This window comes from Streptomyces sp. NPDC005899, from assembly GCF_040629645.1.
Taxonomy (GTDB): Bacteria; Actinomycetota; Actinomycetes; order Streptomycetales; family Streptomycetaceae; genus Streptomyces.
The window spans coordinates 1-13331 of record NZ_JBEXWB010000167.1; the positions used below are offsets into that span (position 1 = coordinate 1).

Below are 13331 nucleotides of genomic sequence, written 5' to 3' on the forward strand. Positions count from 1 at the left end.
TGGGGGTGGCGCCGCCCCCCCCCGTCTGGGTTCCTCGCCCGCCGCGCCCCCCCGCCCCGGGGGGGCGCCTCTGGCCCCCCCCGCCCCCCCCACGGCGCGGAAGGTCCCCCCTACAGCACGGTCAAGCTGTCGATGTTCGCGCCCTGCGACTGGGTGAGAGTCGCGCGAATGGTGACGTTCTCCCCTTGCGGAAGGTCGGCGGCGAGGGAGACCGACGCCCAGGTGTCCCAGCCGCCGGTGGGCGGCATGGCAAGGGTGCCTCGCTTCGTGCCGTTGACGTCGATGGCCAGGGGGCGGTCCGTGCTGCCGCCGTTGGCGTAGCGGATGGCGAGCTGCTTCGTTCCGGCCGCGGCAACCGCGACCGTCCACGCGAGGGTGGATCCCGCGGCGGAGCTTCCGGTGGAGTCGGCGTAGCCGGTGCCGGTATAGCCGGGGTGGACGGTGTCGATCACATAGGCACTGTCGAGCCGGGCGGTTTCGGCCTGGTGGACGGTACCGCCGCCGATGCGAGGGAATGAGGCGCCGCTGGGCTCGATGGTGGCGGCATTGCCGCCGCCCGTGGATACGGATATCACCGGTGTGACGACACTGAGGACCTTCGTCCCCGCGTCCCATACGCACCCGGTGCCCTTGTCACTCAGGAGGGCCGCCGCCTCGCTGGTGAAGGCGGGCAGAGTGGCACCACCGTTGACCCGCATTCCCACCGGGCTGTCCAACCCGTGTATGCGGACGAGGTAGCGACGTCCGCCCGGTGCGCCGTCGTACGTTCCCTGCGGATGTGCGATGACGACGCGGGTGGAGGAGTCGGTGAAGGTGAGCCGGGTGACGCTTGTCTTCTTGGCGGTTCGGTACTCCTCGGTCACCCCGTCGTCCTCGACCAGTTCGAACACGCCGTCGGCCCCTGCGTAGACATCCATCTCGAGCTGCCGCTTGGTGAGGTAGGCGGTGCTCTGTGCGTAGGGGTACTTGGGCAGAATCGCCCCGGCCTTGACGAACAGCGGTGCTTCGCCGGTGCGGGTGGTGTAGGAGAGGTCCGTGGTGTCGGACCCGGTGTGCTTGGCGTCCGTCCAGAAGTTGTACCAGCGGACTCCCGCGGGCAGCCAGACCTGTTGGACGCCTCCGCCGTCGGACGTCAGGGGAGCGACGAGGAGCGAGGGGCCCCAGAGGTACTGCAGGTCGTGGTTGTAGGCGCGGGTCCGGTCCTGGTAGTCGATCACCATGGCCCTCGCCATCGGCATGCCGGTGGCGGAAGCCTGATGGGCGAGCGTGTAGATGTACGGCATCAGGCTGTATCGCAGGTGACTGTACTTCGCGAACTCCGCCTGCGCTTGCGTACTTTGGTCGAGTGGCCAGCGCGACGCCCTCTTGCCGTGGTCCCGGACCGAGGCGGAGGTATGGGGGCGCCAGATCGGGGAGAGGCTGGACCAGGCGACGGGCCAGTTGCGGTAGAAGGCGTCGGAGACAGTGCCGCCCTCGAAGCCGCCGCCGTCGATGTTGGCGAAGGGGAAGCCACCCAGGCCGGCCGTCTGCATGCCCCGGATCTGATTCCGCATCTCGTCGTAGGTCTGACTGATGTCACCCGTCCAGTAGTGCCCGTAGCGCTGCTGACCCGCGGTGGCACCGCGACTCCAGGTCCACGGGCGCTTGGCGGACCCGATGTGCCCGGCGCCGGAGGGATCCCAGCCTTCCTCACCGACCCCCTTGTGCAGGTTCAGGAAGTAGGAGTTGCGGTTCTCTGCCCATGTGCGGCCGTCGGCCATGCGCGCCGTGTACGGGATTCCTCCGAGGTCGTCGGTCTCGTCGATCCACAGGGCATCGCCGGGGAAACCCAGGGACGGGTTGAGCGCCTTGTCCCAGAAGACCTTCCACACCCAGGCGCGGGCGTCGGGATTGCTCCAGTCCGGAACGGCGTTGTTCTCCTTCACCTTCTGGAGGTCCGCTGCCGCGATGCTGTAGCCGGGCCGTGGGCCGCCCTTCCATCCGGCCATCTCGTTGGTGTTGTTGCGGTTGTAGTCCAGGGTCACGGTGACGCCGTTCCCGGACGCCCACTTCTGGTAGCCGGCGGGGTCGGGCCAGCGCTCGTCGCTGAACTCGAACCATGATCCGGACCAGGAGCCGGAGCCTTCGCGCCAGCGGTTGTCGTTGACCTGGTGGTCGAAGGGGAAGCCTGCGGCGCGGTGCAGGCCGATCTTCTCGCGCCACCAGTCCTGGTCGCTCTCGGAGGGGAAGCTCTTGTCGGACATGTGGAGACCGAAGATGGACAACTGTGGCAGTCGCGGACGGCCTGTGAGCTGGGTGTAACGGTCGAGGAGCTGTGCGAACCGGGGGCCGTTGATCAGGAAGTAGTCCAGCTGGGGGCGCACGCCCTCGGCGTCGTAAGCATCGGCCGAGAACGAGTAGCCGTTGCTCCCGCCGAAGCTGAAGGTCGTGTCGAACGTGGTGTTGAAGAAGACGCCGTAGCCCTTGCTGGAGAGGTAGAACGGCACGATGGCGGGTGCCTGATTGTTGGGGTTGTCGGCAGCCGCCGCCGCGTCGGCATAGTTGTGGGAGACCGTGTCACCGGTGCGGTCGAGCCGTGGTGTGCGGCCGAGCACTCCGTGTCCCGCTTTGAGGAAGCGCTCCTCGGCGGGCGGCGGGACGAATGCTCCGGTGGTGACGGAGTGGTTCGTGCCGCTCCAGGTGATGCTGCGTGTGGAGTCCTCCTTCGCCAGCAGAGCTCCGGTGTCCCGTGCGTAGAACTCCAGACGCAGCGGCTTCTTGTGGAGAACGATGCGAAGGCCGTTGCCGGCGGCGGTGTTGAACTCGAGCGTGTTCGTGTTGACCTTGAGGGTCAGGCTGCCGCCCAGAGACGTGTGGCTCTGAGGCTGCACCATCTCGTACCGGGTGTCGGAGAAGAAGTCCTCTCCCGCGCGGGCCGCGCGCACCCTGACCATCTGGTCCCCGTAAGGGGTGAGCCGCAGTCGTTGACCGGTCACGCTGGTGACGGTGATGCTGCGGCCCTCGGTGGTGTGTGAGGCGTAGTCGCCGAGTTGCTCCCGCTCGTCGGCGGCCGCGTAGGCGTGCTGCGGCAGGGTGGTGACCGCGCCGGCAGCCAGTACACCTGCGGCTGTCGAGAGCAGGGTCCTGCGCTTGATCTGATCGCGCTTCATGGCGTCTCCAATGCGGGTGGCTGTCTGGGGCGGAGCAGCGTTCTCAACATGTGGTGCGTGGGGACGGGGCAGCGCGCAGCACCCGACGGGTACGAAGCTGCTGTCGCTGCGTCGTCAAGTCGGCGGCGGCTGAGGTGGGCTCGCCGGGACGGCGCACACAGAGAACTGACGACACGTCAGTGTGTTGTCCCGGAAAGCGTCCAGGTGACGGTGTCGGTGTGAGTGGCCCCGCCGATAGATGCGCTCACCGAGACGGTGTTGGACCCCGGGCGCAGGGTCACACCCGGCCACGTGAAGATGTGGTCCGAGCTGCTTCTGATGCCCAGCATGGAGCCATTGAGGACGGCGGTGACCTGCGAGGCGTTGGAGTACACCTTCAGTTCGGTCACGGGATCGGTACGTGAGGTCCAGCGCCGGCTGGTGATGTGGAGCGTGGGCGTGGAGGCCCAGTTCGCCTTGTACCAGTAGAAGGCGTCCTTGCGGATCGCCCGGTCGTGGGTGACCAGGCCCTTGTCGTTGATGCCCGGCCTGCCGCCCTCGTTCCGGCCGTCGGAGGCGAAGTCGAACATGTTCCACACGAACGTGCCCCAGACGAACGGCCGGGCGGCGAGCTGTTTCCAGGACGCTTCATGGAGCAGCGCCTGGTACTCCTCCGGATGGAACGATCCGCCCGCGCTGGGCGCCGACGGGTTGAGGGCGTGCTGGGCGGGGTTCGCCCCGGCGCCGTATTCGGAGACCGCGAAGGTGCGATCGGGATCGGCCCGGTGCAGGCTGTCGGCCCAGCCGCCCAGGTCGTTGTAGGAACCCCCATACCAGCCGTAGTACTTGTTGTACGCGACGGTGTCCGCATGGCCGGCCACCTTGGCGTTGTTGTCGAGGTTGTTGGCGTAGGTGCTGATGCGGTCCGGGTCCTCGCTCCTGACGAGCCCGGCGAGCTCCGCCAGCAGTGCGTTGGTAGGGGTGTCGTCGGAGCGTTGCTCATTGCCGATGCCCCAGAAGACGATCGAGGGGTGGTTGTAGTTCTGCCGGATCAGTTCGCGCAGCTGGTCACGCGTGGTTGTCGTGAAGGCCTCGGAGCCGGTGATGTGATTGACCAGGGGTATCTCCGCCCACACGACCACACCGGCCCCGTCCGCGAGGTTGTAGTTCTTCTGGTCGTGCTGGTAGTGCGCCATCCGCACCGCGGTGGCACCGAGTTCCTTGATGAGGGTGAAGTCCTGGGCGTGGTCGGCGTCGTCGACGGCCCAGCCGTCCTGGGCGCGGTCCTGGTGCAGGTTGACGCCGTGCAGGCCGAGGTGCCTGCCGTTGAGCGAGAACCCGTTGTCCGCGTCGAGGCTGAAGTGGCGCAGGCCCAGTGGCTCGGTGACCACATCCCTGACCGTTCCGTCGGTCGCGTCTCGTACCTCGATGTGGGCGCTGTACTGATAGGGGTCGGCCAGACCGTTCCACAGACGTGGTTTCGCGATGGTCAGTGTCTGTACGACGTCAAGGCCGCTGCCGGCCCTGATCGTCTGCTCGGCGCTGCTGCTGTCGGCCACGATCGTGCCGTCGGTGGCGGTGACGATGGCTCGCACCACCACGGAACGGCTGGTGCTGTTGTTGTTGAAGACCTTCGCTGTGACGTCGACAGTCGCCGACACGGTGGTGACGCTCCTCTGACGCAGGTACACGCCGGGGCCGGCGTAGTCCAGCATCCGCACCGCGAGTCTGTCGACCGCCCAGAGGCTGACGTTGCGATAGATGCCGCCCTGGAACGTGTAGTCCGCGTCCAGCGGAGCGATATCGGGATCGGGGGAGTTCGTCACCCTGACCGCTATCACGCTGTCCTTGCCCGGAGTGAGCGTCTCTGTGGCGCCGAACCGAAAGCGCGAGTATCCGCCGCGGTGCCGGCCGAGGTGCACTCCGTCGACCCAGACGTCAGCCACCTGGTTGGCCCCGGCGAACTGGAGGAAGAGCATCCTGCCCGACAGGTCAGCCGGCACGGTGACGTGCTTGCGGTACCAGCCGATACCTCGGTAGTAGTCGGTGCCGCCGTCCGCGCCGTCCGAGGCGTTCCACGTGTGCGGCACGCTGGTCGCGCTCCATGCCGCGTCGTTGAAGCCGGCGGCCTGGGCACCCGCGGCGTCGCCCTTGTGGAAGCGCCAGCCGGAGTTGAGGCTCAGCCAGGTACGTAAGGCGGGCGGGTTGTAGGTCTGGGCGGCTGCAGCTGAGCCGCCACTGGCGAGGGTGGCGACGACGCCACCTGCGATGGCGCCCAGAACCTGCCGCCTGCTGGAGAGTTCCTTCATGGCGTGCCCTCCCTGGAGGTGTGGGGGATGCCCTCCCGGCAAACAGTTCGCCTTACGTAAGGCATCCGAATTACGGGGCGTCTATGTATATGAACAGTGATCTCTCACGTGAACCCTGACAAGTGGCGAGGCTAGGCCTGGCGAGAGTGCAGGGTCAACCCTGCTGCAGGAGGTGCGAGTTCGAACGTCGGGGTGCCCAGAGTTCATGTGGGTGAACGCATGGCGTGGTCGAATCGTCCGCGGTGCCGCTGACGTCGGCGGGCGGGGCGTCGACTGCGGGTGGCGGGATCGATGGTTCGGCCTGCAGCTTAGGCCTTCGGCTGACGTGTTGTGAACTGTTTGGTTGTCTTGGCCTTGACGAAAAAAGAAACGAGACAGCACACTGTCCACCATCGCCCTCGCTGGGTGAGGTCAGCTTGTCGTCATGGACGAGCAGGACACCAAGGCGCGATCAACTCCGCTCTGCTCCGGCTCCGTTGTTGCATCTGAGTCCCGGTCGGAACAGGCAATCCTCCCGTTGCGTCTGCTTGGCTCGCTACGCCAGGCGATGTCTCGGCATGTGTCCGGACACCGTGTGGTGGGGGCACACCGCCTCCCCGCCGCTGATGGTCCGAACACGCATGCCCAGGTGGACATGGAGTCGTACGAGGGCCATGCCGGCCTCCCGCGAGGGCGAGAGCTCGTCCCTTGATTCCTACGCGCTGTCCCTACGGCCACGCGCTCCCACGAACAGAAGATGAGGACCGATGAAATCTCGATGGATGGTGCTGGCGCTCGCCGCCACGACAGGCGCGGGTCTGGCCATGCCGCAGGCGGTGGCGACACCGAAGCCCGTAGCCCCCGCAGTATCGGCTGAGTCGCCGGCAGGGGCCGTAGCCCCCTTGCTGGACAACGGTCTGGCTGTGGACGCGCCGTTGATGGGCTGGAGCGGCTGGGGATTCCTCCAGCGGGACCCCACAGCAGGGAAGTTCAAGGCGCAGGTCGACGCTCTCGTCTCGAGCGGACTGAAGGACCTCGGCTACAACTACGCCAACATGGACGACTTCTGGTACAAGTGCCCGGGCAGTCAGGGCCCGGACGTGGACTCCAACGGCCGCTGGGTGACGGACGAATCACTCTTCCCGGGCAGCGGTTCCAAGGACGGCATGCACGTCCTCGGGGACTACGTGCACGGCAAGGGCCTGAAGTACGGCCTGTACGTGACACCGGGCATCTCCGCCCAGGCAGTGGCGAAGAAGACGAAGATCAAGGGCACCTCGTACACCGCGGACCAGATTGCCACGACGAGCACCGCGAGCAACTTCAACTGCAAGGGCATGCGGAACATCGACTTCAGCAAGCCCGGAGCGCAGGAGTTCATCGACTCCTGGGCCCAGCAGTTCGCCGACTGGGGTGTGGACTACCTGAAGCTGGACGGGGTCGGACCCTCGAAGACGGCCGACGTCAGGGCCTGGTCCGAGGCCTTGGAGAAGACAGGCCGGCCGATCGCCCTGAACCTGTCAGCCAGTCTGTCCGCCTCCTCCACATGGTCGGAGCTGTCGAACTCCTGGCGTATCGACGGTGACATCGGGGCCAGCCCGAAGGGCTACAGCTTCCCGCTGACCAGCTGGGAGAACGTCTACAAGCGGTTCGACGACGCGGCCAAGTACCAGCCCTACGCCAGGAAAGGAGGCTGGAACGACCTGGACTCCTTCGGTGTCGGCAACGGTGACAACGACGGCATCACCCCGCCGCAGCGGCAGACGAACATGGCGCTGTGGGCCCTGGCCAGTTCCCAGTACATGCTGGGCGCCGACCTGACGAACCTCGATCCCGCCGACAAGGCGCTGCTGGCCAACAAGAGGCTCATCGCGATCGACCAGGACGGCATTCCCGCCGCTCGGGTGGTCAAGGACGGCAACCAGCAGGTATTCGCCAAGCGTGAGACGAACGGCACCTGGTACATCGGTGTGTTCAACACGGACACCACCTCCAGTCACACCTTCAGCCTCCCGCTGGCCAAGCTCGGGCTCAGCGGCTCGGCGAAGATCACCGACATGATCAACAACGACAAGCCGCTGGGCACCGTCAGCACCTACACCACCAGCGTGGCCCCCGGCGGGGTCGCCCTCATCTCGGCGGTGCCCACCTCCGGGACGGGCGGCACCGGCGCACTGGTCAGTGCCCAGACCGGCAAGTGCATCGACATCGACGGCAACGTCTACCTCCCCGGTACCAAGACGCAGATCTGGGACTGCAACGACGGCCTGAACCAGCTGGTCACGCCGACCTCCAGTGGTGAGCTGCGCACCATGGGCGCCACGGAATGCCTCGACGTCTTCGAGAACGGGACCACTCCCGGAACCAGGGTCTCGCAGTGGAACTGCCACGGCGGTACATCGCAGAAGTGGACGGTGAAGAGCGACGGCACCATCGTCGCCCAGAAGTCCGGCCTGTGCCTGGACGTGAAGGGCGGGAAGACCGCGAACGGTACCGAACTGCAGCTCTGGACCTGCAACGGCACCGACGCCCAGAAGTGGTCGTGGGACGGCCGCTGATCCGCGCTCCGCTCGATGTGATGCGTGACGGTGCCCCCGGTCGCTCCCAGCGACCGGGGGCACCGGTGCGTGGTGAACCGTCGCGGCGGGATTCCTGTGGGACGAGGCGCGGAACGGGCGCTGTGGGACCAGCGTGGCGGTACCGCGCCTCGGCTCGTTCTCGGACGGGGCGGGGTAGCCGTGTTCGTGCGTGGAAGCGGACAGGCCCGTGGGAGAAGGGACAAGGACAGGGGAGCCGGACAGATCAGGAGGAGACCGATCCCCTCATCGTCCGAGCCGTCCCCGAACGGGATGCGGCGGGATCGGGTGGACCACTGGGCTTGGTCGCCGGCGTGCAGCCATCGGTCGGCCAGCAGGCTTCATCGTGGCGCGGCAGTCCGGGCCGAGCTGGCTGAGTCCGGTGAGGCCCGGAGGAGACGTCACTCTCGATCGTGTCACGACGGGACGAGAACGGCGGCAGGGCGCTTCGGCGTCACGCCCCGCCGCCGTCACCGGCCCGGTAGTGCGGCCGGTCCCGGTGTCGGTCAGCCGGGCAGGACCCACCTCTGGTTGGCGCCCGTGTTGCACGTCCACAGCTGCAGCTTGGTGCCATCGGCCGAGGAAGCGCCCGAGGCGTCGAGGCACTTGCCCGACTGAGGGTTTCTCAGCGTGCCGTTGGCCTGCTGCACCCACTTCTGGGCCCCGGAGTTGTTGCACGCGTAGAGCTGGACCTTCGTCCCGTCGGCCGATCCGCCACCGCTGATGTCCAGGCACTTGCCCAGTGCTCGCAGCGTGTCGTCGGTCCCGACCGTCCACCTCTGGGCCGCCGTGCGGTTGCACGTCCACAGCTGTATCTGTGTGCCGTTGTCACTCGAGCCAGCGGTGACGTCGAGGCACTTGGCACCGATGCCCGTGACGGCGCCCTCCCGGGGGCCGGTTGTCCCTGTCAGCTCCTTGATGCGGACATTGCGGAAGGAGACGTCATCGCCGTTGCTGTGGTTCTGCAGGCCGATATGGCCCTGCTGGAGGCTACGGGCGGGATCGGTGTTGGTGAAGTCGTTGATCTTGCGCCCGTTGAGGAATACCTGGAGACGTTCTCCCTCGACCCGGATCTCGTAGGCGTTCCACTCTCCCGGTGGGTTGAGTGCCGCGTCGCGAGCAGCCAGGTCGGCCGAGGCGGAGCCGTAGACGGACCCTGTGGTCCGCTCCGGTGTGTCTGTCGCGTCGATCTGGATCTCGTAGCCCTTGGTGATGGCCGACTGCGGGTCGTCGGAGGCCGGGAAGCCCACGAAGACGCCGGAATTGTCGTCACCGGCCTGCCGCCAGTCGAGCTTCAGGGAGTATGACTTGTACTCCTTGGCCTGGTACCAGAACAGACCGAGGCCACCCTGGGAGGTGAGCGTGGAGTCGGATTCGGTGAAGGAACCCGGTCCGGCCTGCTTCCACCCGCTGGTGCCCGAGGTGCCGTACAGGGTGGTGTAGCCCGTCTCAGGCCGGCAGTCGGCCTCCGTCAGCCGCGCGGCCCAGCGGATGCCCCCGAGCAGGTGGCGGCGGAAGGAGGGATCGGTGTAGGAGTCCTCGGTGTGGCCGCCGCCCGTGTAGAAGGCCCGCCCACCCCGGTAGTCCTTGCACCAGGCGATCGGGTGGTCGTCCCCCATTGCGCCGTCGCTGTACGTGGACTCGTCGAGTGAGGCCAGGACGTGTGCCGTAGTGCGCGGGTTGGTGCGGTAGTCGTACCACTCGTCGGTCCGCTGCCAGGTCGGGCCGAGGTGGGCGGTGGCGTCGTGGGCGCGGTCCTCCACCTCCACCGTGGCTGGCTGAATCGCCGGATGGGACCGGAACAGGGCGCCTGCCAGGCCCCCGTACCAGGACCAGTCGTACTCGGTGTCGGCCGCTGCGTGGATGCCGACGTACCCACCGCCGGCCTCGATGTACCCCTCGAAGGCGGTTTGCTGGGCCGCGTTGAGGACGTCACCGGTGGTGGAGAGGAACACCACGGCCTCGTAACCGGCCAGGTTGGCGGAGTTGAAGGCAGCGGCGTCCTCGGTCGCGGCGACGGTGAAGTTGTTGGCCTTGCCGAGCTCACGTAGAGCGGTCACGCCTTCGTCGATGGAGGAGTGGCGGAATCCGGCGGTTTTGGAGAAGACCAGCACGTCGTACGCCGGGTCGGCCACGGCCGCGGAGGAGGCGGCGACGACAGGTGTGCCGAGCTCGGGGCCGGCCGCCGCGGAGACTGCGGAGGGCAGGGCGGCGGTACCCAGGAGGGCGCCCGCGGCCCAGGTGGCCAGGTACCTGTGGTGTCGGTTCATGGCAGGATCCACTTCTGGTTGGCACCGGAACCGCAGCTCCACAGCTGGAGCTTGGTGCGGTCGGCGGAGGCCGCTTCGGCCGCGTCCAGGCACTTGCCCGACACCGGGTTCCTCAGGGTGCCGTTCGACTGCGGCTCCCACTTCTGGGCTCCGGTGTTGTTGCAGCTGTACAGCTGGATCTTCGTCCCGTCGGCGGTCTCGCCCCGGCTGACGTCCAGGCACTTGCCGAGCGCGCGCAGCGTGCCGTCCGTGCCGACCGTCCACTTCTGGGCGTCCGTCCCGTTGCAGCCGAACAGCTGGATCTGGGTGCCGTCCGCGCTCGACGCCGCCGCCACGTCGACGCACTTGCCGCCGATGCCCGTGATCTGACCGGTCCGTGCGGTGGCCGTACTGGTGGTGAAGGTGAAGTCGTCGATGTCGAAGAGGGATCCGCTGCCCCCCTTGAAGACGAGGTGAAGGGTCGTGGTCCCGGCCGGACGGTTGGAAAGGTCCGCGGAGACGTTCTGGAAGGACTCCCAGCCTCCGGTGGCGGGTACCGCCGCCGACCCGAGCAAGGTTCCGGTGGGTGAGCCCGCCCGTACTTCCAGGGTCCCTCCGGCGTTGCCGGACGCGACGCGGGCGGTCAGTTTTGTGGCGTCGGCGAGCAGGTACGGCTTGAACGAGATCCAGTCGCCGTTCTCGATGTAGCCGACAGCCCTGCCGCCGCGTGCGGCCGTCTTGTCGACGATCCTGACACCGGCGGAGTCCCCGTAGTGCTCGGCCTGGCGCTGGCTGCCCTGGCTGATGTTCTCGTCGTGGGTGGTCAGAGCCGGCTGTCCGTTCGCGCCTTTGTCGGTGTACTCGGCGTCCCAGACGCCGAAGATGTTCGCGTTGGGGTCGTGCTCACCGTCGGCGATGGTCTGCAGGGTGCCGGAGCAGCCGTTGGCGGACGTCTGCGGGTGGCCGTGGCTGTCGTGTCCGATGATGAAGGTGACCTTGACCTTGGAGCAGTCGATCGTGCCGTCCTCCGGGTCGGTCACGGTGACCTTGAAGGGGACGGCGGCACCCGCGTCGACGATGGTCCCGTCGGTGGGCAGTTCCAGGGTGACGCTGGGCGCGGTGTTGCCGACGGTGACGCCCACCGAGGCCGTCGCGGTGTGGCCGGTGCCGTCGGAGACCGTCAGCTCGGCGGTGTAGCTGCCGTTGTTGGTGTAGGTGTGGGAAGGGTCGGCCGCGGTGGACGTGGTGCCGTCACCGAATTTCCAGGCGTAGGTGAGCCGGTCGCCGTCGGGGTCGGAGGTGCCCGCGGAGGAGAACTTCACCGCGAGGGGGGCTTTCCCGGACGTGCGGTCCGCGCTGGCGTTGGCGAGCGGGGCCCGTCCGCCTGTGACGTACTCGATGCGGTAGACAGCGCTGTTCGCGTCGCCGTTGAAGTAGCCCGTGCCGTAGTCGAGCACGTACAGCGCGCCGTCCGGGCCGAAGGCCGAATCCATGACCTGGGTGCCCTGCCACGGGAAGGCGTTGATCGACTGAACGGTTCCGTCGGATCCCTGCTCGATGCGCTTGATCCACTTACGCCCGAACTCGCCGGCGAAGAAGTCGCCGTCGAAGCTCTGGGGGAATTTGACGTCGGAGGTCGAGGCCGCGTCGTAGCGGTAGACAGGGCCACCCATGGGGGACTCGGAACCACTGCCGAAGTCGGGGACCGAGCCGCCGTCGTACGGGATCCAGGCGGGCTGGGCCGCGGGGAGATCGGTCAGGCCCGTGTTGTTCGGCGAGCTGTTCTTCGGCGCCGAGCAGGAGAAGGCGGCCCCGGACTTCGAGGTGGCGAAATCGTAGTCGACGTAGGCGTTGTTCTTGCCGGTGCAGTAGGGCCAGCCGAAGTTGCCCGCCTTGGTGATCCGGTTGAACTCGACCTGGCCGGCCGGCCCGCGGCTCGCGCTCGCACTGCCGGCGTCGGGGCCGTAGTCGCCCAGGTAGACGATGCCGGTCGCCTTGTCGACGGACATCCGGAAGGGATTGCGGAAGCCCATGGCGTAGATCTCGGGCCTCGTCTTCGCGGTTCCCGGCGCGAACAGGTTCCCCGACGGGATGGAGTAGCCGCCCGCCGCGTTCACCTTGATACGCAGCACCTTACCGCGCAGGTCGTTGGTGTTGCCCGAGGAACGCTGGGCGTCGTAGGCGGGGTTGCGGTTGCTCCGCTCGTCGAGGGGGGCGTAGCCGTCGGAGGCGAAGGGGTTGCTGTCGTCCCCGGTGGAGAGGTACAGGTTGCCCTGGGCGTCGAAGTCGATGTCGCCGCCCACATGACAGCAGAGACCACGGCTTGCGGGGACGTCCAGGACCTTCTTCTCGCTGGCGGTGTCCAGAGTGCCGTCGGCCTTGAGGACGAAACGCGAGAGCCGGTTGACGCCGTCGAACGGCGTGAAGTCCGCTGCTGAACCGTTCGCAGGGGCGTCCCCCGAGGGAGTGGAGAGCTTCGGGGCGTAATAGAGGTAGACGAAGCGGTTGGTGGTGAAGCCAGGGTCGACGCCGACGCCTTGGAGGCCTTCTTCGTCGTGCGAGTAGACGTCGAGTCGACCGGAGACCTTGGTGGCGCCGGCCGCGTCGGTGAGACGCAGGGTGCCATCCCGTGAGGTGTGCAGGACGGACCTGTCGGGCAGGACGGCGAGCGTCATCGGCTCACCGGTCTCGGCCACCCCCTTGGCGAGGGTGACCTGCTGGAACTCATCGGCCGCCGGGGCGGCTCCAGCCGGGGTCTGCTGGGCGGTGAGGGCGCCCGCGGCAGCCAGCAAGGTGCAGGCGAGCGCCGCGAGAGGCCGGGTCAATCTCCTGTGCACGCGAATCCTCCGTGTGGTGACGGGGTCGGGGTGGAGCACAGGCGCGCGCCGTCGCGCCAGGGAGCCCGGTGCCCACGGAGGGAGGGGAGGGCACTCGGTCCTTGTTGTCCGGTTCAGGTCAGGAAGGTAATGGCTTTTTCTTCCGCCAGAAACCCTTTTGACGTACGAGGTCGCAACTTTTTCCCGCAGGGGGACAAAGCTGCGGGTGAGGGCCTGGGCTGCCCAAGGCGCGCGCCCCCGGCATTCAACCGGG

At 67.5% G+C, this 13331-nt stretch carries 5 protein-coding genes; 1 reads left to right on the forward strand and 4 read right to left on the reverse strand.

The genetic code is table 11. The features are described 5' to 3' along the window. Nucleotides 1–110: 110 nt before the first annotated feature. Both ABZ371_RS19220 and ABZ371_RS19225 read right to left on the reverse strand, forming a co-directional pair. Complete coding sequence (locus tag ABZ371_RS19220) at nt 111–3149, reverse strand: TIM-barrel domain-containing protein (protein WP_358680850.1); 3039 nt, start codon at nt 3147–3149, stop codon at nt 111–113. Between the two features lie 176 nt (nt 3150–3325). After that, entirely contained in the window at nt 3326–5437 is a 2112-nt protein-coding gene (locus ABZ371_RS19225; RefSeq protein ID WP_358680853.1) for a glycoside hydrolase family 2 TIM barrel-domain containing protein, read from the reverse strand. A 746-nt stretch (nt 5438–6183) separates the two neighbouring features. Here ABZ371_RS19225 and ABZ371_RS19230 point away from each other — a divergent pair. Further along, complete coding sequence (locus ABZ371_RS19230; protein WP_358680856.1) at nt 6184–7974, forward strand: RICIN domain-containing protein; 1791 nt, start codon at nt 6184–6186, stop codon at nt 7972–7974. A 524-nt stretch (nt 7975–8498) separates the two neighbouring features. On the opposite strand, the gene ABZ371_RS19235 is transcribed toward ABZ371_RS19230, so the two are convergent. Together ABZ371_RS19235 and ABZ371_RS19240 are read right to left on the reverse strand one after the other, a co-directional pair. Then, nucleotides 8499–10262 (reverse strand): ThuA domain-containing protein, encoded by a 1764-nt coding sequence (locus tag ABZ371_RS19235; RefSeq protein ID WP_358680859.1) that lies wholly within the window; start codon nt 10260–10262, stop codon nt 8499–8501. Next, nucleotides 10259–13078, reverse strand: coding sequence for a carbohydrate-binding protein (locus ABZ371_RS19240; RefSeq protein ID WP_358680861.1), 2820 nt, complete (start codon nt 13076–13078; stop codon nt 10259–10261). The genes ABZ371_RS19235 and ABZ371_RS19240 overlap by 4 nt, the downstream gene beginning before the upstream one ends. Nucleotides 13079–13331 lie beyond the last annotated feature (253 nt).